17 protein-coding genes are annotated in these 19,698 nt (G+C 69.9%); 8 read left to right on the top strand and 9 right to left on the bottom strand.

All coding sequences use genetic code 11. The features are described from left to right. Positions 1–200 precede the first annotated feature (200 nt). The gene (locus GZ997_RS04790) at positions 201–590 is read left to right on the top strand and encodes a hypothetical protein (protein ID WP_162678951.1); all 390 of its coding nucleotides are present in this window, start codon (positions 201–203) and stop codon (positions 588–590) included. 149 nt (positions 591–739) lie between these two features. On the opposite strand, the gene GZ997_RS04785 is transcribed toward GZ997_RS04790, so the two are convergent. Next, complete coding sequence (locus tag GZ997_RS04785) at positions 740–1,045, bottom strand: WXG100 family type VII secretion target (protein WP_161925006.1); 306 nt, start codon at positions 1,043–1,045, stop codon at positions 740–742. A 705-nt stretch (positions 1,046–1,750) separates the two neighbouring features. Here GZ997_RS04785 and GZ997_RS04780 point away from each other — a divergent pair. The 4 genes from GZ997_RS04780 to GZ997_RS04765 all read left to right on the top strand — a co-directional run bounded on the left by GZ997_RS04780 (position 1,751) and on the right by GZ997_RS04765 (position 6,072). Beyond that, positions 1,751–2,686: a hypothetical protein gene (locus tag GZ997_RS04780; RefSeq protein WP_162679045.1), complete on the top strand. Its 936-nt coding sequence runs from the start codon at positions 1,751–1,753 to the stop codon at positions 2,684–2,686. A gap of 134 nt (positions 2,687–2,820) precedes the next feature. Further along, entirely contained in the window at positions 2,821–4,107 is a 1,287-nt protein-coding gene (locus GZ997_RS04775) for a peptidoglycan-binding domain-containing protein (RefSeq protein ID WP_162679044.1), read from the top strand. Positions 4,108–4,243: 136 nt separating this feature from the next. After that, a complete protein-coding gene (locus tag GZ997_RS04770; protein WP_343212274.1) occupies positions 4,244–4,846 on the top strand; it encodes an ABC transporter ATP-binding protein in 603 nt (200 codons plus the stop codon). Further along, the gene (locus GZ997_RS04765) at positions 4,843–6,072 is read left to right on the top strand and encodes an ABC transporter permease (protein WP_162679042.1); all 1,230 of its coding nucleotides are present in this window, start codon (positions 4,843–4,845) and stop codon (positions 6,070–6,072) included. The genes GZ997_RS04770 and GZ997_RS04765 overlap by 4 nt, the downstream gene beginning before the upstream one ends. Before the next feature lie 114 nt (positions 6,073–6,186). On the opposite strand, the gene GZ997_RS04760 is transcribed toward GZ997_RS04765, so the two are convergent. From GZ997_RS04760 to GZ997_RS04745, 4 genes are all read right to left on the bottom strand, one after another. Then, positions 6,187–7,461: a hypothetical protein gene (locus tag GZ997_RS04760; protein ID WP_161925488.1), complete on the bottom strand. Its 1,275-nt coding sequence runs from the start codon at positions 7,459–7,461 to the stop codon at positions 6,187–6,189. Positions 7,462–7,658: 197 nt separating this feature from the next. Next, on the bottom strand, positions 7,659–9,209 hold the full coding sequence (locus GZ997_RS04755) for a HAMP domain-containing sensor histidine kinase (RefSeq protein WP_162679077.1): 1,551 nt from the start codon (positions 9,207–9,209) through the stop codon (positions 7,659–7,661). An 86-nt stretch (positions 9,210–9,295) separates the two neighbouring features. Continuing rightward, positions 9,296–10,042, bottom strand: a complete 747-nt coding sequence (locus GZ997_RS04750; RefSeq protein ID WP_161924999.1) for a response regulator transcription factor — start codon at positions 10,040–10,042, stop codon at positions 9,296–9,298. A 256-nt stretch (positions 10,043–10,298) separates the two neighbouring features. Further along, positions 10,299–10,892: an NYN domain-containing protein gene (locus tag GZ997_RS04745; protein WP_161924998.1), complete on the bottom strand. Its 594-nt coding sequence runs from the start codon at positions 10,890–10,892 to the stop codon at positions 10,299–10,301. 138 nt (positions 10,893–11,030) lie between these two features. Between GZ997_RS04745 and GZ997_RS04740 the strand changes: the two genes are divergently transcribed. Next, a complete protein-coding gene (locus tag GZ997_RS04740) occupies positions 11,031–12,887 on the top strand; it encodes an ATP-binding cassette domain-containing protein (protein WP_162679041.1) in 1,857 nt (618 codons plus the stop codon). Continuing rightward, positions 12,884–14,725: a thiol reductant ABC exporter subunit CydC gene (gene cydC, locus GZ997_RS04735; protein WP_162679040.1), complete on the top strand. Its 1,842-nt coding sequence runs from the start codon at positions 12,884–12,886 to the stop codon at positions 14,723–14,725. Before GZ997_RS04740 ends, cydC begins: the two co-directional genes overlap by 4 nt. A 59-nt stretch (positions 14,726–14,784) precedes the next feature. Here the strand turns inward: cydC and GZ997_RS04730 are convergent, their stop codons facing one another. Continuing rightward, a complete protein-coding gene (locus GZ997_RS04730; RefSeq protein WP_161924995.1) occupies positions 14,785–15,702 on the bottom strand; it encodes a cation diffusion facilitator family transporter in 918 nt (305 codons plus the stop codon). Between the two features lie 75 nt (positions 15,703–15,777). Beyond that, on the bottom strand, positions 15,778–16,092 hold the full coding sequence (locus tag GZ997_RS04725) for a YtxH domain-containing protein (RefSeq protein WP_161924994.1): 315 nt from the start codon (positions 16,090–16,092) through the stop codon (positions 15,778–15,780). 183 nt (positions 16,093–16,275) lie between these two features. Here GZ997_RS04725 and GZ997_RS04720 point away from each other — a divergent pair, with 183 nt between their 5' ends. After that, on the top strand, positions 16,276–17,142 hold the full coding sequence (locus GZ997_RS04720) for a VIT family protein (protein ID WP_162679039.1): 867 nt from the start codon (positions 16,276–16,278) through the stop codon (positions 17,140–17,142). A gap of 44 nt (positions 17,143–17,186) precedes the next feature. Here GZ997_RS04720 and GZ997_RS04715 read toward each other — a convergent pair whose 3' ends face one another. Together GZ997_RS04715 and GZ997_RS04710 are read right to left on the bottom strand one after the other, a co-directional pair. Beyond that, positions 17,187–18,326, bottom strand: a complete 1,140-nt coding sequence (locus tag GZ997_RS04715; RefSeq protein WP_161924992.1) for a phosphatase domain-containing protein — start codon at positions 18,324–18,326, stop codon at positions 17,187–17,189. Between the two features lie 9 nt (positions 18,327–18,335). Further along, positions 18,336–19,685, bottom strand: a complete 1,350-nt coding sequence (locus tag GZ997_RS04710) for a glycosyltransferase 87 family protein (protein WP_162679038.1) — start codon at positions 19,683–19,685, stop codon at positions 18,336–18,338. Between the last annotated feature and the right edge of the window lie 13 nt (positions 19,686–19,698).

Genomic DNA, 19,698 nt, shown 5'->3' with positions numbered 1-19,698 from the left:
TTCGCCGGTAGGCGCGCCCCGCGCGGCTGCCTGGCGGGCCCCGGCCCCATCACGAAGACGGCGGGCCGTCTCTTGCAAGCGCAGGAGGCGGCCCGCCTGTCGTTTGCGCGAAGCCGTGCCACTCAGGCGTTCAGTGACGGGTCGATGGCGGCTCCCAGCTCACCCTTGCCGACGACATCGACGCGGTATTGGATGGGCGTATGAGTCGGACGGATGCCAACGCCCTTGCCGGGCGAGTACTCGCGGAGGTGCCGCCCTTCCTGCTGGTAGGGCTTGGAGGGCTCCTGCGGGTCTCGGGCGGTCCCCTGTGGGCGGCGAGTCTGCTGGTCGGCGGCGGAGTGCTGTGGCAGGTGCTGGCGCTCGCTCGCATCGGTGGCGCGGGTGACGCCGATGGGGCCCGGATCAACAACCTGGGGCGCCTGGCGGTGATCGGGCTGCTGCTCCTGCTCGGCAACTGGGGCGCCTTCACCGGTGGACTTGCGTTGTTGGCTTTGTTCCTGGGGGTGTGCGTGGCCCTGCGATGCGGGCGCTACCCCGACGGTCCGCAGCCCGTGCGCCGCCGCGAGTTCAATCCCCTGCGTGGTGTGTAGGCCCGCGTCGCCCGGACACGTCCGGCCGTACCTGCTGACGTGCCTCCGCGAAGCCGCTAGACAGGACCCCGGTCCCATCACGACGACGGCGGCGGGCCGCCCTCCCGCTTGCGGGGGAGGGGGCCACCCGCCGTCGTCGGGCGCGCCGCTCAGGCGGGCGGGGTCTGGTAGGTGAAGCGACCGGAGTTGGCAGTCTCGGCGTCGTCGTAGGAGGTGGCGGACTGGTCCAGGGCCTGGCTGATCGAATCCAGGCTCGCCTGCACCTGCAGGGCGGTGACGTGCCAGTCGGCGGCGCACGCGGCCATGGAGTCGGAGGCGCCGCCTGTCCAGGAGGACTGGAGCAGCGCGATGTCGCCCTTCATCCCGTCCACCTCGGTCTGGATGGTGGAGATGCGGGTGCGGGCGCGTGTGGCCGTGTCGGTGACGGCCTGGGTGTCAACGGCGAAGACGGGCATAGTGGGAGCCTTTCGGTGAGATGGTCCGGAGTCCCTGTGGCTCGGACATGTGGGCGGTGCCGCGGCCGCGGCGCCTGAAATCACCGTAGGGATTGAGTCGAGACGTCCGCATCCACCGCCGTCGAGCCCTGTGGATTCACCCTGCAGGAACCGTGCCTGTGGATACTGGTGGAGTGAGGGTCCTCACCGAGCTACTGCTTACGCGGGCACCTGAGATGAGTCTCGTCGGTGACTTGACGCGCATATTGATGCTTGTGCATACTGATCCTCAGCGGCAAACTCCCGCAGACAGAATGACGGTGGTCTTGTTGCTGCTTGATGCCCCCTGAGAAAGATAAGAGCATAACGATGCCCTTGTCCCGTACCTTGCGATCCGTCCTGAAGCGTCTGGTCGTCTCCCTAGTACTCGTCGTCACCCTGGTGGCAACTCCGGCCTCGGCCTGGGCGGTACGAGGTGACTACACCGCCAATGGGGTCAACATCCGTAACCGCACCGGATATAACTCAGTCGTTGTCGGTTCCGGCTACAAGGGGCAGGGGGCGAATGTCTACTGCTATGACTGGAACTTTCATGAAAACAACGGCGACTGGTATTATCACCGGAACCTTAGGACGGGAGTCAAGGGTTACTCCCTGCACCGGTACATGCGCACTAATGCAGAGCCTAGGCACGGTTGCTGACCGTCGTCCGCAGGAGTCTCCAGCGTGACGCGCACTCGATTTCTCACGGTGGCCACCAGGGCGCTGCTCGGCGCCCTGGTGGCCACGGGCCTGGTACTCCCGGCTGGCTGCGGGCAGGAAGCCTCGGACGAGGGGCTGTCCGCACAGGACGTCTACGGGAGGTCCGGGCCCGGGAGTGAACCCACCGCAGTGGCGACAACGGGCGCAACAACCGCCGATTCCCGCTCCCCCTTCGACGACTACTTCCTCGACGCCGAACAGCTGCGCACCGTCGAGCAGGCGCGCATCCAATTGACGACGCAGTGCATGGCGGGGAAGGGCTTCGAGTACTCCGAGGACATCAACGAGACCATGAGCGGCGTTAGCGACTCCACCGCAGGATTGGACGGCGCCACATGGGGGCCGATAGATCTGGATCAGGCTCGGCGCAACGGCTACCATGCGGAGCCCGAAGAAGACAGCGGGGCCCCAGGCGCAGCGACTTCCTCCGCCGAGCAGCAGCCGGGCTACATCGACGCACTCGTCAACGACGAGAACACCGGTTGCGACGATCTGGCATATGCCGAACTCGGCTACGACGACGAGTGGTACTCGCAGATCGCCACTTACGATACTGCGCGGGCCACGGCCAACGAGTCCGCCGTGGCGGATCCCGAAGCGGTCCAGCTCTTTGCGGACTGGTCCGCGTGCATGTCCCGAAAGGGCTATGACGCCGACGATCCCCGGTCGCTCGCCAGCAAATACCTGGATGGCTCACAGGGGACCCCGAGCGCAGAAGAACGGGAGACGGCGGTTGCCGACGCCGAATGCAAGGCGGATACCTCCTTCGCCACGACACTGACCGGTGTGATCAACCGTTATGAGACGCAGGCCGTCACTGACAACCAGGCGACGATGGACACGATCAAACGGCTGTCCTCCCAGATATACGAACGTGCCCAAGAGGTCCTGGGCTCGTGACCGCGACCGAGGCATCCGGACATCGCGGGACCGAAGAGGCTGAAGACACCGACGGTGCCGTATCTGCTCGTGATGGAATGCACCGCTCGTGGCCGCGGCGGCACTGGCTCGTTGTCCTCGTTGTTGTCGCCCTCGTGAGCGGTACAGCGGGAATAGCCACCGGCCTCCTGCTCAAGTCCCCGGCTGACCTTGCCGCCAGCGCCGAGGCCCCGACCCCGTCGCTCATTACGGCCGACGTCGACGAGCGGGTGCTGGTGGACTCCTTCGAGATTGACACTGAGCTTGTTTCCGAGCAGACCATTAGCGTCGGCCCCAACGGGCAGGCGCAGCAGGGCGGCGACAGCGATAAGGAAAGTGATGATGATGCGGGAGCCGGGGCAACGAGTGGAAACGGCTCCACGACGGCAGTCGTCACCAAGGTCCCGGTGAGTGTTGGAGACACGGTGTCGGCAGGGGCGGTCGTTCTCGAGCTCTCCGGTCGGCCGATCATTGCGCTCAAGGGGGACATCCCGTCGTATCGGGACTTGGCGCCCGGCGCGAGCGGGCCCGACGTGACCCAGCTTCAGCAGGCGCTCGTCGCCCAGGGGCTGCTTTCGGACTCCGCGGTCGATGGAACCTACGGTTCTGCCACCAGCGCCGCCGTGTCGCAGTTGTACAGCTATCTGGGGTACACGGCGGCGTCGACGGACGGCGGCAGCGGGGAGGACGCCAAGGCCCTGCGGAATGCGCGAGCGGCCGTTAGGCAGGCGCAGGATGCCGTTACCGCGGCGGAGCAGGAGGAAGGCCCCACCAGCGCAGACTCGACGTCATTGACCACGGCGCGGGCAGAACTCGCCGATGCGCAGGCCGACCTGGCCGATACCGAGGCTCGCATCGGCGTCGTCCTGCCGCGCTCCGAAGTTGTGTTCGTTCCCGAAGGCAGCGCGACCGTCCTGTCCGTATCGGGGCAGGTTGGACGGGAGGCCCAGCAGGCGGTTGTCTCCCTCGGATCGGGAGACCTGGTGCTGCGCGGCAAAACCGTGGCAGGTCAGGCGGCCGAACTGCGCGTCGGTGCGACGGCGAATGTCGATGCGCTCGGTGACGGTGCGGCCTGCAGCGTCACCGCGCTGGACGCCGCCGACTCCGGACGCACGCAGGTGACGGTCGGCTGCGACACGGACCTGGACCCCGCCGCCCTAGCCGGGACGGTAACCGCCCGTCTTATCCGTGAGAGCACCGGCACAAGCGTCCTGTGCGTTCCGATCGGGGCGGTTTCTGAACGCGCGGACGGGACGACGACGGTCATAACCCTCACCGGCACGGATACGCTGACCCGTGTAGAGGTCACCGTTGGCCTTGAGGCCGACGGCTACGTCGAAATCCGGCCGAACGACCCTGACGCGATCACCCGGGATAGCGTTGTCATCGTGGGAGGACAGTGATGACGCCGTGAGGGTCGGCGCTTCACCCGCCGCAACCGCCCCGGATGAGCCGAGGGGCGCGGAACGGCCGCTCATTCAACTGGAGGGCGTCAGCCGCCTCTATTCCGGCAGGGTCCCTACCCTCGCCCTAGACAATGTGACGACGACGGTGGCCCGTGGGGAGCTTGTGGCCGTTGTCGGCGCCTCCGGGTCCGGAAAGTCAACTCTCCTTAATATTCTCGGCACGCTTGACCGGCCGACCTCCGGGCGCTACCTGCTGGACGGGACGGATACCACCTCATTGGACGACGCGCACCTCGCGGCCCTGCGCTCGAAGAGCATCGGCTTCGTATTCCAGGCGTTCCACCTCATCGGTGAGCGCACCGCGCTTGACAACGTCGCCCTGGCCGGCCTGTATGCCGGCATCCCCCGGTCGGTGCGTCGGGACAGCGCCATGGCGGCGCTTGAACGTGTCGGTATGGCGCACAAGGCGGACGCACTGCCCAACGAACTCTCCGGCGGCGAGCAGCAACGTGTGGCGATCGCCAGAGCTGTCTGCACCCATCCGCCCCTCGTGCTGAGTGACGAGCCGACGGGCAACCTCGACTCCTCCCACGCCCAAGGCGTCCTCGACGTCTTTGCCTCCCTCAACGAGTCTGGGACCACGATCATCATGGTCACTCACAATGAGGAGCACGCTTCACGGGCGCCCCGTGTGCTGCGGGTCAGGGACGGCGCTCTCACGGAGGGGCTCGCATGAGACGCCGTATTGCCCCCGGCCGCGCCGCGTTCATTGACATTGTGCGCGAGGCCCTTGCCTCGGTCTCCGGCGGGCCCGGGCGCTCATTACTCACTCTGGCCTCCACCCTCATTGGAGTCGCCAGCCTCGTTGCTCTCATTGGGATCTCGCAGACGGCGGCAGGCCAGATCAACGTCGGCTTCTCCCTTCTGCAGACCACCCTGGTGACCGTCCGGATGGACCCTGAGCAGATGACCGACGCCGACCCGATGGGCTTCCCCGTGGATGGCGCCGATGCCGTCACCGCGCTTAACGGCGTGCAGTCGGCCTCACTGTATTGGCAGCTCGACGCCAATGCCCTCGACCTGGACGTGCGCACATCCTCATCTACACAGAACCTCGCCGACTCCCTCGCCGTATATGCCGCCGACGCCAGCGTGAACGACCTGGCGCCCTCGGTGCGTGCGGACGGCATCGGGTTCACGGGCTTCCTCGTCGCCTCTGGTGCGCGTACCGCGATCCTCGGCGAGCGCGCGGCCGACAAGCTCGGGATAGCCGACCTGCGGCTGCCCGCCACAATCAGCATCAACGGTGAGCACTTCACAATCATCGGTGTTCTGGGCAAAAGCGAGGCCGTCCCACAGCTCAACACCGCCATCATCATTCCGAACCAGACGGCCCTGAATCTATTCGGGCCACCAACCACCCAGCACCCCGCTCAAATGACGATCCGCACCGACGTCGGCGCGGCGGACCTCATTGCCCGCCAGGTTCGCTACGCCCTGCGCCCGGACGCGCCGTCGTTGTTCACGGTTACCGCGCCCCAGGACTGGTCGCGGGCCACAGAGGGCGTAGAGGACTCCATCAGCGGACTACTCCTCGCCGTCGCCGTCGTGATCCTTGTGATCTCGGCGCTTGCGATCGGTACCGCCACACTGTCCTCGGTCAATGAAAGGGCCGCGGAAATAGGGCTCAGGCGCGCGCTGGGGGCGCGTGTGCGTCACATCCATCTACAGGTTGTGATCGAGGCGGCGCTGCTGGGAGGAGTGGGCGCTCTTACGGGCGAATCAATTGGCGTGCTCGTAATCGTCATCGTCAGTGCCGTGCACGACTGGACGCCGGTCATGACCCCGGCGGTCCTCGGAGCTGGGCCTCTGATCGGGATAACGGCTGGCATTGCGGGAGGACTCATGGCTGCTCGCGTTGTGTCGCAGCTCGAGGCGGTGGACGCGCTGCGCCGATCCTGAAGGGGCACTTGGGACCGAGGAAAAAGCACGAATGCGGCCGGACTTCACAGGTCATCGGTTCGGTCGTGAATCGGGGTTGCGGCCGACAGTGGCAGACGGCATGGTCCCGCGGCGTCAGTCTGCGGAGGAGCCGAGTATCGGCTCGGTGATGGCGGCGAACTCGCCTGTGCGCGCCTCCCGCAGGGCCTTGGCCTCCTCGCACTTGGCGCGTAGCTTCTCGGCGAGCTTGGCGCGCTCCGCCTCCGCCGCGCTGGCGCGATCCGTGGGGCCCTCCTCGCCCGGACGTGGCTTGGACAACAGCTGGTCCAGCTCATCGGCGCACGACTCCAGGGACGTCGTGTGCGCATCGTCGGAGTCCTCCACCGTACGGGAGCGGCGTGCGCGCGCAGCCTCGGTGGGTGTCGGTGCGGACACGGGGGAGGTCCGTATCGCCGACGGGACGGCGTGTCGCACCTCGTCCTCCTCACCCGCGGCCTCCAGGCCACCGATCCAGGGATCCGTTTCCCTGTGAGCAGGCGGTTGCTGGGCGCCGTCAGCACCAGCGGGGGATTCCCCCGGCGCGGTGGCTCCCGTGCCCGCCGGCTCCGAAGGTGCGCCGACGACGGCGCCCTGCTCGGCAGCTGCTGCGCCGTCCGCCCCGGCCTCGGGGGCAGCAGGCTGTGCGGCCCGGCAGCAAGAGCACTCGGCGGCATCGGCCTGGGGCAAGCGCGCCAGCTTGTCCTCCAAGTGCTGCTTCTCCGCCTCCAGGTTCTCGCGCGCAGGCAGTTCCCAACGGGCGCCGAGCGGGGAGGAGAACAGTGACTCGCGGTCCAGCAGCCGGGTAATGATCGCCAGGCGCGCCCGCAGGTAGTCCTCCAGGGGGATGTGCGCGTACTCCTGGCGCACACCCATCCGGTAGCTCTTGTACTGCTGCGGCTCTACCGCAAGCGCCCCTAGATCGGCATCGTTGAGGGCCTGGGCGTCAATGTCGTTACTCGCCAGGTTGTGGCGCTTGAGGTTCAGGATCAGCGCGCACACACGGTCCACCGTCTTGTCGGGCACGCCGAGCGACTGCAGGCTCTTGGCCGCGTAGGCGGCGGAGGCGACCTCGTCCTCGCCGCCGTTGCGTCGGTAGGTGGATTCGCTGGCGGTGGAGAAGACGCAGCCGTGGTACCAGGTTGCCAGGCGCATCACGTCGGGGTTGTGGGACTCATCGGCAAGCTCATCGACGCGCGCCAGCATGTTGATGACGTGCTTGAGATTGTGGAAGTGCCGGTCCGGGGTCGTCCAGCGGGAGACGAGCTCCTCTCCGGCAGAGCGAATCTGCTCCACCGGTGCCGTGGCGCCGACCGCTTTGGTACAGCGGACGAAAGCGGGAAGCAGCCACTGGGGGGCGTCAACCACGTCCATAGGGCTCATGAGAAAGCCTCCGAGATGAGATGAAACGCAGCCATCGTAGGACTACTGGCGGCGAACTTGAAGCCCACGGGGTGTTCTACCCACCACCTTTCGCGGCTACGCGCATGCCAGGGAGGTCGCCGCGCGACCGAACTCGGCACGTAACGTCTACCGAACTCGGCATGTAACGTCTAGCGATCTCGGCGGGATTACTGGGCGTCGGGTGTGGGGGTGGCCTTGTCCACCGGGGTCACGAGGGCGGGCAGCTCGATGTGTACGGTGGCGCCGCCCCCCGGCGTCTGGTCCATCCGCACGGTGCCGCGGTGGCGGGCGATGATGGCCGCCACAATCGACAGTCCCAGCCCAGAGCCTCCGGTCTTGCGGTTGCGGGAGGTATCGGCCCGGTAGAAGCGCTGGAAGACCTTCTTCGCGTCGGCCGGGGCGACGCCCGGCCCGTGGTCGCGCACCTCGACTACAACGCTCGGCGCCCCCGGCGCGCCTGCGCCCGCGGGGTGCGGCACGGTGCCGACGGCGATCTCCACCGGCGTGCCCTCAGGCGTGTGCCGGGTGACGTTGCCCAGCAGGTTAGTCAGTACCTGGGACAGGCGGTCCCGGTCGCCCAGCACCATGGCGGGCTCGACCTCGTTGTCGGCGCCAGCGGCGTCGCCTAGCGGAATGAGGGCGCAGTCGCGGTCCGGGGCCAGCACCATCATGTCCGTCAGCGCCCCGGCGGCGATCTGGGTCAGGTCCACGGGGGCCATGCTCATCTCCCGGCCCTCATCCATCCGGGCCAGCTGCAGCAGGTCGTCCACCAGCCGACCCATGCGGGATGCCTCCGACTCGATCCGGCCCATCACCTCCGCGGTCCGCTCCGGCGGCACCCCGCCCATGCGGTACAGCTCGCCGTAGCCGCGAATGGCGGACAGGGGCGTACGCAGCTCGTGCGAGGCGTCGGAGACGAAGCGGGTCATGCGCTCCTGGGCGACTACCTGGACGTCGAAGGCCTGCTCGTTCTGCTGCAGCATGGTGTTCAGTGCCCGCTGCAAGGAGCCGACCTCCGTAGTCGGCGGCTCGGTCACGGGAACACGTGCGGACAGGTCGCCGCTGGCGATCTGCCCGGCCACGCCCTCGATCTGCCGCAGCGTGCGGAACGAGCGGCGCACCAGGTAGGTGGCGGCCATGGCTCCCAGCAGAATCAGCGAGACGTCGGTCAGGGCCACCGCCAGTCTGGTCTGCTCAACCGTCTCCATGACGTCGCTCAGCGGTAGGGCGATCGCAACCACGCCGACGTGCTCCCCGGAGGTGCGGTCATCGATCGGCAGGATGATGACCCGCCACGGGTGGTTCAGCTGGTTCGACTCGACGGTGAACAGCCTGGGGTCGGAGGCCTGCGCGACGGCGTCGTCCACCGACAGTATTCCGATCGCTGGGACCCCGTACTTGTTGGCGGTGTCCGAGGAGACCATTTGGCCGGTCTTGCCATCCAGGTACTGTGCCTCCACATAGTAGGTGGACGGCATGGAGGAGCTGGCGTCGGAGCTGTTGATGCGGCTGGAGCTGAGTGCGGTCAGCCCCTGGGTGCCGATGGCCTGCGCGGTGTTGCGCAGCTGGGCGTCCACCTGGCCGACCAGGTGGTTCTCAAGCAGCGAGGTTACTGACAGCGACGACGCGAACAGCCCGACGGTCAGCAGGCCGGTGGTGAGCAGCGCCAGGCGGGTGCGCAGCGGCTGGGTGCGCCAAGCCCGCTTGCAGGCGGTCAGCAGGTGCCAGCGGCCGCGTTTAATCGGCCGGTACTGGCGTCCCCGGGGTGGGCGGCGCACCGTGTTCCTCACGGTGGCGCGCACGCTCAGCTCGCCTTGGGTTCGCGCAGCATGTAGCCGACGCCGCGGCGCGTCTGGATCAGCGGGGCAACCGGGTTCCCGTCGGCGCCGGAGATCTGGTCCACCTTGCGGCGCAGGTAGGAGATGTAGGACTCGACGATGGCGGCGTCACCGTTCCAGTCGTACTCCCACACGTGGTCCAGGATTTGCGACTTGGACACCACGCGGCCGGCGTTGAGCATCAGGTAGCGCAGCAGCTTGAACTCGGTGGGGGACAGGTCCACCTCGACGCCGGCCCGGTGCACCTCGTGGGCGTCCTCATCCAGGACCAGGTCGGCCACCCGCACCATGCCGTCGTCCTCGCCCTCCAGGGCGCGGGTGCGGCGCAGGATGGCGCGGATGCGGGCCACGACCTCCTCCAGGCCGAAGGGCTTGGTGACGTAGTCGTCGCCGCCTACGGTCAGGCCCTGCACCTTGTCCGCCATGTCGTCGCGGGCGGTCAGAAACAGGATCGGGATGGTCACGTCGCGCTCGCGCAGGCGCCGGGCGACCGTGAACCCGTCCATGTCCGGCAGCATGACGTCCAGCACGATCAGGTCGGGGTCGGCGTCCTCGGCGCCGCGCAGAGCGCCGTTCCCGTCCGCTGCCGTAAGTACCTCGAAGCCGGCGAAGCGCAGCGATGATGCGAGCAGGTCGCGGATATTCGGCTCGTCGTCCACCACGAGGAGGCGAGCTTCATAAGACGTCTGCTGAGAATCGTGGGTTCGGTCCATGCCGCCACTGTGCACGGCGAGTCTGGGAGTCTGCTGAACCCTGGGTGGGAGTGGGGAATGTATTTCTCCGGGAGCTCGCCGGCGCCGCGGGGGCGGGCCGGTGTGGGGGACGGTGCGGCCGGCGCGGCGAGACCGGGCGAGCCGTTGCCGCGGGGGCGGGCCGGTGCGGCGGGACGGGGTAACGCCCCCGCCCCGCCTGCCGCCGACGGTGGCGGTTGGCCAGGGGGGTGTCCGATGCCGACGCAGTCGCCGGGCCTCAGATGAACTTGAGCGGGTCGAACTCGGTCAGCGGGATGATGCGGACGCGCGGCAGGGCGATGGTGAAGGCGTCCACGTCGGTCTCCAGGTCGTACACGGTCAGCCCGCGCGACTCCAGTGAGGCGAACTGGGCGTTGAGGAACTCCCGGAAGCACAGCACGTCGACCTGGGCGCCGGCATCCAGGAGGCGCTCGACCTGGGGGATGTAGTCGCCGTCGTGCGAGCCGAGCAGGACGTGAATCGCCTCGCCCTCCTCGACCCGCTTCGCCAGTGCCTCCAGGGTCCGCTGAATACCGATGTCGACGACCTTCTCCTCCTGGCTGCCGGAGCCGGCCAGGGGGATCGGGCGGTAGTCCATCGCAAGCAGGGCCTGGACGAAGCCCATGGGCATGTGCCCGGAGGTGGCATTGAGGAAGAACAGGGCGCGGGTCTCGGATCCGTCGGCCTTCTCATCGGCGAGATCGTCGCAGAAGGACAGCACGCGGTCCCACCGGGGCCGTTCGTCGGGATCGGGACGGCGTCCGAGCACGCTCATACCGAGAGTGGCGTCAATGTTCTCCCCGTCGACGAGGAGATAGGTGGGTGTGGTCATGGTGTCATGCTAACGGGACGTACCCATGCACTCGCCGGGCGAGTTGTGAACCGCATGCTAGCAAGTGGTCATGTAAGCGGGGCGGGTTGCCGTACCCGGGGTGGGTGCAGGCTGCAAAAATTAGGTAATCATAAGTGCATGAGACAGACGCAGCAGCCTGCCGATGGCCCGGCGGGCGCCGGTGGGGCCCGGCCGACGACGGCGGTTGCACCCAAGCCCGTACTCGGCTCTCGCGCGGGCGCCCGTGCGGGCGCGGCTGCGGCAGTGCTGACTGCCGCAGCCGCGTTGGCGCAGGGGTGGGCGCTGATCTCCCTCTCCCGCGCCCTGGCCGGCCTGACGGCCGCGGTGGTGCCGGCCGTGGTCGGAGTAGGTGCGGACCAAGTGCCCGGTGCGTGGCGGCATCACCTCGCCGTTGCGGCTGTGGCAGCACTCGTGTGCGCCCTGTGCGAAGCCGCCGTGCACGGCATCGCCCAGATCAGCGCGGCCAGTCAGGAAGGTGTGCTGCGCCGCCAGGTGCTCGCCCACCTGTTCGAGCTGGGACCGGCCCACGCCTCCGCGCGCTCCGGTGCCACCGTCACCCTGCTGACCGACGGCGCCGAACGCGTGGCCGCCTACAGGCAGACCTTCCTCGTGCCCACCATCGCCGCGATCGTCTCACCGCTGCTGGTGCTGGGACTCGTAGGCGCGGTGGTGGACCCGCTCTCGGCGGCGGTGCTGGCCGTCGCCTTCGTAGCCGTCCCCGCGCTGATCATCTTCCTGCACCGGCGGCTGCGCCGCTCCTCGGCCGCCTCACGCGCCCAGCGCATGCGGCTGAGCGCCGAGTACCTCGATGCGATTCAGGGGCTGACCACCCTGGTACTGGCCCGTGCCGCAGCGCGTCGCGCCACTGACCTGGAGGCCTTCGGTGAGGCCAATCGCCGCGCGGTGATGCGACTGCTGGCGGGAAATCAGCTGGTCATCCTCATTACCGACGGCTTGTTCTCCCTGTTCCTGGTCACCGCCTCCGCCGTGCTCGCCCTGGCTCGTCTGGGCTCCGGGGCAATCGGCCTTGATGGCGCCATCGCCCTGGTACTCATCGCCTTCGTCCTGCTGCAGCCCTTGGGGCGGGTAGGCGGATTCTTCTACGTCGGCATGGGTGGCATGGCCAACCAGCGGGCGCTGCGCCGCGTCCTGGCCCGACGCCGGGAGGAGGGCCCCGCAGGTCCGGTGGCTGCTAAGGAGCCGGGTGACACGGCGCTGGTGTCACTGCGCGGTGTCACCGCGGCCTGGCCGGCCCGCCCCGCCGGACCTGGCCGGCCCGGGCACCCCGGTGGTCATCCCGGTGGCTTCGGTGGACATCCCGGGCACCCCCGTGCCGGCGATCCGGCAGGCCCGCGTCGGGCTGCGCCCGTGGTCGTGCTACGCGACGTCAACCTGGACGTCGCCCCCGGCGAGCACCTGGCGGTCGCAGGACCCTCCGGCGCCGGCAAGTCCACCCTCATGGCCCTGATCGCGGGAGACCTGTTGCCCGTGGCAGGCTGGGTGCGCGTGGCCGGTACCGCCTCCACCGCGTCCGCTCAGCACGCCGTGCGCGCCGCTAGCGCAGTGGTCAGCCAGACCACCTGGCTGTTCACCGGCACCATCGCTGACAACCTGCGCCTGGCCGATCCCACCGCCACGGAGGAACGCATGTGGCAGGCACTGGCCGCCGCCAACCTGGCCGATGAGATTCACGCCCTGCCGGAGGGCCTGCACGCCGACGTCGGTGAGCACGGCTCGCGGCTGTCCGGCGGCCAGGCGCAGCGCTTGTCACTGGCCCGCGCCTTCCTTGCCGACCGGCCCCTGCTGCTGCTGGACGAGCCCACCAGCCAGGTGGACCTCGACAGTGAGGCCGCCATCATCGACGCCATTGCCCGCCTGTCCGCGGGCCGCACCGTAATCACCGTCTCCCACCGCGCCGGGGCGCTGTCCGCGTCCGAGCGGGTGGTCACGATCAGCGGGGGTGTCCTGCGATGAATCTGGCACGCGAGCCACGACCGGCCGGTAGCAGCCGCAGTGCGGCACCAGCAGGGCGGTCCACAGGCGCCGCCGACGCCGCCCCCGCCAAGGCGCGCAGGCCCCTGATCCGTTGGCTACTGGAGGTCACCCGCCCGGTCCTGCCGCCGCTGCTGGGCTCGGCCGCCTGCCGGGTGGCGGACCACCTGCTGGGAGTGGCCCTGTTCGCCCTGGCCGCCCACGCCGTCGTGGCTGGAGCCCTCAGTCTCGCCGCCGGAGGCCCCGCCCCGTCCGTCTGGCCGGTGGTGGGCGCCATGGCCGCCATTTCGGTACTGAAGGCGGCGCTTCGCTACGGGGAGCAGTTCCTCGGGCACACGGTTGCCTTCACCTCCCTGGAGCTGCTGCGCGCCGAGCTGTTCCGCGCCCTGGCCCGCCGTGCCCCGCGCGTGATGAGCACCGCCCGTTCCGGTGACCTGCTGGCCCGGTCCACCAAGGATGTGGACCGTGTCGAGGTGTTCTTCGCCCACACCTTCGCTCCCGCCGTCAGCGCCGCAGTTGTGCCCGTGACCGTGCTGGTGGTCATCGGGGTGAAGACCACCTGGGCGGTTGCCGCCGCTGCCGCCGCCACCTTGGCGGCGGCGATCGTGGTGGTCCCGCTCCTCGGGCACCGCGCAGCCACGCGCAGCGCCCGGCACACCGTGGCGGCCCGGGCGGAACTGACCCAGCATGTCACCGACTCCGTGCAGGGTCTGCCCGAGGTGGTCGGCTACGGCCGCGCCGCCGAGCGCCTGGAGCGCACGCGGGACCTGGACGACGCCGTGGCGGCCGCCGCCCGCCCGGCGGCCCTACTGGGGGCACTGCGCCGCGGCGGGGTGCAGCTGCTGGTGCTGGCGGGACCGATTGCCGTGGTTGCGGCCGGAGCCGGCCCGGTGCTGTCCGGGGCGGTGGGGCCCGCAGCGCTGGCAGCCGCGGCGGCGGCCGTTTTGCGCCTGGGCGAGACCGTGCGCGGGGTGGAGGAGCTGGCCGGCTCGCTCGCCACCGCGCTCGCGGCCGCCGAGAGGGTGCATCAGGTGGCCACCGCGCCCACTGAGCTGCCCGACGGCGCCTCCGCGCTGCCGGCCGGCCCGCTTGACGTCACCTGGGAGCACGTCGACTACACCTACCCGGGGGCGTCGCGCCCGTCGCTGCGCGGGGTGAGCGGACGCGCCGAGGCGGGGAGGTGGACCTGCCTGGTGGGGGCGTCCGGCTCCGGCAAGACGACGCTGGCGCGGCTGGTACTGCGCTTCGATGACCCGGCCGGCGGGCGGGTGACCGTGGGCGGGGTGGATGTGCGTGCGGCGGCGGCCGAGAATCTGCGTGCGCGAGTCGCCCTGGTCAGCCAGCAGGCGCACCTGTTCCGCCTGAGCGTGACCGACAACGTGCGCCTGGCCCGCCCGGAAGCCACCCGGGAGCAGGTGGCGGAGGCCTGCCGACTCGCCGGCGTGCACGCCGAGGTGGCGGCCATGCCCGACGGCTACAGCACTTTGCTCGGGGAACGGGGCGCCTCCGTGTCCGGGGGGCAGCGGCAGCGCTTCGCCCTGGCGCGCGCACTGCTCGCCGAGCCCGATGTGCTGGTACTGGACGAGTTCACCAGCCATCTTGACCCCGAGCTGGATGCCCGCGTGCGCGACGCCGTGCGCGCGTGGGCGGCCCGCCGCGGCACCACCGTGGTGGAGGTGACTCACCGGCTGCACCGGATTGAGCAGGCGGACCACGTCATCGTCGTCGACGGCGGGCGCGTGGTGCAGTCCGGCCCCCCGGCGCAGCTGCTGGCGCAGGCCGGCGGGCCGCTCGCCAGGCTGCGTGCCCGGCAGGAGTGAAGGCGCGCGGGCTGTGCCGATGCGCGCCGGTGCCAGGCGCGGCGAGATCCGGCGCGCCCTTAGACGTCCTCCACGTCGGCGTAGGAAAGCGGATCCTCAATCGGTTCCAGGTGGGCCGATACCCGCAGGCTCGGATCGGCGGCAACCAGCTCGTCGATCAGCGACTCGGTGTAGTCGTGCCCCCGCTTGACGGTCCATGTGCCCGGCACCAGCACGTGCAGGTGGGCGAAGCGGCGGCTGCCGGCCTCCCGCACACGCACCGCGTGGAAGTCCACAACCCCCTCGCGGCGGCGCTCGTCCAGGACCGCGTTGATGCGCTCCAGCGCCTCCCGGTCCGGGGCCACGTCCATGAGGCCGCCCACCGAGTCGCGGATCAGCTGGAATCCGGTCCACATGATGTTCAGGCCCGCCCCCAGGGCGACTACGGCGTCTAGCACGGGGGAGTGGAATACGGCTACGAGCCCCACCCCGGCCAGGACGGCCGCGGAGGTGACTACGTCGGTCAGCAGGTGCTTGGCGTCGGCTACCAGCGCGGCCGAGTGCTCGGCCCGGCCCCGGCGCAGCAGCACCCACGCCACGATCCCGTTCACCAGGGAGGCACCCACCGAGATCACTAGGCCCAGGCTCAGGCGCTCCGGCATGACCGGGGTGATGATGCGCTCAACCGCGGAGAAGATGATGAAGGCGGCGGCCACGAAGATCATGATCCCCTCGCACACCGAGGAGAAGTACTCCGCCTTGGAATGGCCGAACTGGTGGTCGGCGTCGGCCGGGCGGATCGCGATCTTCAGCACGATCACCGCCACTAGCGCGGCCACCAGGTTGACCAGTGACTCGGCCGCGTCGGACAGCAGCCCGACCGAGCCTGTCAGCCACCAGGCCAGCGCCTTCAGGGTGATGGTGGCCAGGGCCGCGCCCACGGAGAGCCAGGCGTAGCCGGACAGGTCCTTGGGCGGGGCGTAGCGCGGAGAGGGCACCCCCAGAGTATGGCCGCAGCGGCCGACCCGGCAAAAGCCGCGTCAGCTCCCGGTCCGCGCGAGGCGACCTGGCGGTCAGCCGGGCTGGTCGACCGGGCGGACCTCGGCGTCGTCGACGGTGACCGAGGGGGCCGGGGCGGCCTGCGGGCCCGGCGTGCCGAACAGGCGTTCCTTGACGGCGTCGGCGACCTTGTCGGTGACGGCCTCACCCTGCTCGCGCACGAAGCTGGAGGCGCGCGTGGATGCGGTGGCTACCTTGTCGCGCACGAAGGGCTGGTCCACCAGCCTGGTGGCCGAGGCCTTGATGCGCTCGTACTGCGCCCGGCCCGCGCGCGTCCCGAGGACGTATCCGGCACCGAGTCCGATGATGAAGGGGAGCTTGCTAGCCATGGGTTCCTCCTGCTCGGGGGTGCCGCCCGGCGCGGCCCCTGCCCGCAACCCTACCGGCATCCACCTGGGGCAAGGCTGGGCGTAGGCCCGGTGAAGGTCGATGCCGGCGCTCCCGCTGAAGCGGGATGATAGGTAAACCTATCTTTGCTATACAGATGAATTAATCCGATTTACCTTCGAAGCATGAGCCTGCAGCACAGCGCCTGCCCATCCCGCGCGCACCGCCTCATCGACCCGGGCGAGCGGGGCGCGGGTTCTGGAGTCGCGGGGCAGGCCACCGACCACTCGGCGCCGGAGGCCTGCCCGACGGCGCTGTGGCTCACCGCCCGCCCGCAGCGGTCCCGGCCTGTGCCCGGCGGCTCCGACACCGCATCGTCTCTGGCTTCACGCCTTAACTGGCTGCGTGCCGGGGTCCTGGGCGCCAACGACGGCATCGTCAGCGTGGCGGGACTGGTAATTGGTGTCGCCGCCGCCGCGCCCACGGACACGGGCGCCATATTGGCCGCCGGGGTGGCCGGGGTGCTGGCCGGCGCCGTATCCATGGCGGCGGGCGAGTACGTGTCTGTATCCACCCAGTCGGACACCGAGCGCGCCTACGTGGCCCGCACCCGCAGCCAGCTGGCCGCCGACCCGGCCTCCGGCGTGGACTCCCTCGCGGCGCACTACCGCGGCAAGGGCCTGACGCAGGAGACCGCGCGGCGAGTGGCCCGGGAGCTGACGGTGTACGACGCCGTGGGGGCGCACCTGGAGGCGGAGCTGGGCCTGCGCGAGGACGACTACACCAACCCCTGGCACGCTGCGCTGTCCAGCGCGGTCGCCTTCGTGATCGGCTCCATGCTGCCGATGCTCGCCATTTTGCTGCTGCCCGTGGGTATCAAGATCCCCCTGACCTTCGCCTCCGTGCTGGTGGGGCTGGCGATTACCGGGGTGGTGTCCGCGCGCCTGGGCGCCGCCCCGATCCGGCCGGCGGTGACTCGCAACGTCCTGGGCGGCGCCATCGCGATGACTGTCACCTGGGGTATCGGCCACCTGATCGGCGTCGCCGTCTGATGCGCGCCGCCGCTCGCGCCGCCGCTCGCGGCGCCGCACGGCTGCTACGCGGTGAACAGCTCCGGCGGCAGGGCGTGTGCCAGCTCGAAGCCGTCCATCCCCGCCGCCACCGGCACGCCGGACTCGGCCAGGGCCTGCGCCTCCGGTGCCAGACCCGCCGGATGGGTCAGTTGCGTGCCGGCGAGCACCTGCTCGGTGGGTGACAGCCGCCGGATCGCCACCGCGGCCACACGATCGGAGTGCTCGCGCGCAGCCTCGCCGTAGATCAGCGGGTCATGCTGGCCGTCGTCGCCGACCAGCAGCCACTTCACCTCCGGCAGGTCAATCATGAGCCGACGCAGCCCGGTGCGCTTGTGCTCGATTCCGCTGCGGAACAGGCCGGTGTTCGTGGGCCCCCAGTCCGTCATCAGCATCGGGCCCTCGGGGAAGCCGTTGCGCTCGAAGAAGGAGCGGTAGGTCGGCACCACGTTCCACGCGCCCGTGGACAGGTAGATCACCGGCGCACCCGGGTGCGCCTGGCGCACCCGCGTGAGCAGTTGCGCCATGCCCGGCACGCTCTCACGGGAGGAGGTGTGCTTGACCAGCTGGTTCCAGGCGGCCACGAACATGCGGGGCACATGTGAGACCATGACGGTGTCGTCGATGTCGCACACGATGCCCAGCCGTGGCCCGGGAGCCACCACGAGCACCCGGGTGGTGACCGCCCGCGTGCCCGCCGCCTCCAGGGTCGCCTCGTGCCAGCCGGAGCTCAGGCCGTGTCCGCGCACGACGACGTCGACATACCCCTCACGGTCCGCGCGGGTGCGCACGCTCACCCCGCCGAGCCTGACAGTGACCGGCAGGTGCGGCACGGGCACGTCAATGAACATGCGCCAGCCGCGCTGCGCCTCAAGCAGGTTCTCGGCCGCCAGCTTGCGGGCCGCCTGCGGCGTCGTGGGCAGCTCCTCGGGGAGTCTTTGGAACAGTGGCCCCTCGCTGGGGGCGTTCGGCGGGCGCATGACCATGCGGGCCAGAACCCGCGCCATGTCCCGTGGCGGGGCGCCGTCCTGGTGCGCAGCCGGTGCCGCCGACCCGTAGCCGGTGTAGGGGATCACCCGCGGCCGCCAGCCGCGGCGCTTGAGCACGGGGATCGAGTCGCGGTGGAACTGGTCCTCGGCGGCGCGGACGAGGTCGGAAAACGGCACGGGGACATCCTATGGGCGATCATCGCGCCCCGGCGGCTCCGGGCGCGGGAGCCGGCGGGGAGTCCTCCCCGTCCCCCGCCCCTCACCGAGGTCGGTAGACGTTACGTGCTGAGTTCGGTCGATATGGCGTCCGGCCACGCGCCACATCACGACTCCTGTGGCCAGCGCCCACCACGTGTAGGACGAGCCCACCACCGTCGCCCAGAAGGGCCAGTCCTGTTCCACGTGATTCTGCTCGGGGAACCACCACTGCATCGCCAGCCCGAACACGGCCGCGCCGGCGGCCGCCACCTGCAGCAGCGCCGCGGAGTCCCATGCCAGGCCCGCCGCAACCAGTCCCATGAGGGCGGGCAGGCACCATACCCAGTGGTGCGACCACGATATTGGGGAGATCAGTAGTCCCAGCGTCATTGCCACCACGGTCTGCAGCACCAGGACGACGCCGTCGGCCGGCGGACCACCGGGGGCGCGGCGGGAGCCTGCGGCAGCGGTTACGCGCAGGCGATTCAGCCGCACCAGCAGCAACCAGGCCAGGACGACGCCGACCGCGGCCAGCCCCGCCCAGACCGCGTCCCAGGCCGCGGGCGGCAGCCAGCGGGCCACCAGCCCCTTGAGGTTCTGGTTGCCGGAGTAGTCCGTGAAGCCGGCGCGGGAGGAGTCCCACATGGCGGAGAAGAAGAACCGGGCGGACTCATCGGGCGAGGCCGCCCAGCTCAGCGCCGTCACCGCCAGGGCGGAGCCGACCATGGTGGCTGCGGCCCGCCACTCGCGCCGGGCCGCGAGGACCAGTACCGCGATCGCCGGGGTCAGCTTGAATGCCGCCGCCAGTCCGGCGGACACGCCGCGCAGCCGCGAGCTGCTGGGAACCACCAGCAGGTCGAGAGCCACCAGCGCCATGAGCACGGCGTTGACCTGCCCGTACTCCATGGTCTTGGGCACCGGCTCCAGTAGCAGCACGGCGGCCAGTGCCAGCCACGGGGCCGCGCCCCGGGTGATGCGGCCAGGTACTCCCAGGGCGTGCAGCACCGCCCAGGCGGTCACTGCGGTAGCAACCGGTGTTGCGGCAACCAGGGCCACCTGGGTCGCCCGGTCCGGCCACCAGGTCAGGGGAGTCATGGCCCAGGCGGCGAAGGGCGGGTAGGTGAAGGGCCAAAGCTGCTGGTCGGGGTTGGCGTACCAGTCGTACAGGCTGCCGCCGGCGTGCCACTGCGCGACCGCGTGATGGTAGATCCAGGCGTCGAGCTTGAAGACACCCGCGCCGTCCTTGCCCCAAAGGGTCGGATAGACGGACAGGGCGAGTGCGGCCCAGCCAAGCAGGGCGGTGGCCGGCGATGCGAGCGCGCGTTTGAGGGACTCCACGCCGGCAGTCTAT

This window comes from Actinomyces sp. 565 (assembly GCF_010365615.1).
Lineage (GTDB): Bacteria > Actinomycetota > Actinomycetes > Actinomycetales > Actinomycetaceae > Actinomyces.
Note: the sequence above shows the minus strand (reverse complement) of the source record. Positions and strands in the feature narration are given on the sequence as shown.

Excerpts from the sequence above, each read along its gene's own strand:
- GZ997_RS04790 (WP_162678951.1), top strand. The coding sequence starts at position 201 with ATGAGTCGGACGGATGCCAACGCCCTTGCCGGGCGAGTACTCGCGGAG.
- GZ997_RS04785 (WP_161925006.1), bottom strand. The coding sequence starts at position 1,045 with ATGCCCGTCTTCGCCGTTGACACCCAGGCCGTCACCGACACGGCCACA.
- GZ997_RS04765 (WP_162679042.1), top strand. The coding sequence starts at position 4,843 with ATGAGACGCCGTATTGCCCCCGGCCGCGCCGCGTTCATTGACATTGTG.
- GZ997_RS04760 (WP_161925488.1), bottom strand. The coding sequence starts at position 7,461 with ATGGACGTGGTTGACGCCCCCCAGTGGCTGCTTCCCGCTTTCGTCCGC.
- GZ997_RS04750 (WP_161924999.1), bottom strand. The coding sequence starts at position 10,042 with ATGGACCGAACCCACGATTCTCAGCAGACGTCTTATGAAGCTCGCCTC.
- GZ997_RS04745 (WP_161924998.1), bottom strand. The coding sequence starts at position 10,892 with ATGACCACACCCACCTATCTCCTCGTCGACGGGGAGAACATTGACGCC.
- GZ997_RS04740 (WP_162679041.1), top strand. The coding sequence starts at position 11,031 with ATGAGACAGACGCAGCAGCCTGCCGATGGCCCGGCGGGCGCCGGTGGG.
- cydC (WP_162679040.1), top strand. The coding sequence starts at position 12,884 with ATGAATCTGGCACGCGAGCCACGACCGGCCGGTAGCAGCCGCAGTGCG.
- GZ997_RS04725 (WP_161924994.1), bottom strand. The coding sequence starts at position 16,092 with ATGGCTAGCAAGCTCCCCTTCATCATCGGACTCGGTGCCGGATACGTC.
- GZ997_RS04720 (WP_162679039.1), top strand. The coding sequence starts at position 16,276 with ATGAGCCTGCAGCACAGCGCCTGCCCATCCCGCGCGCACCGCCTCATC.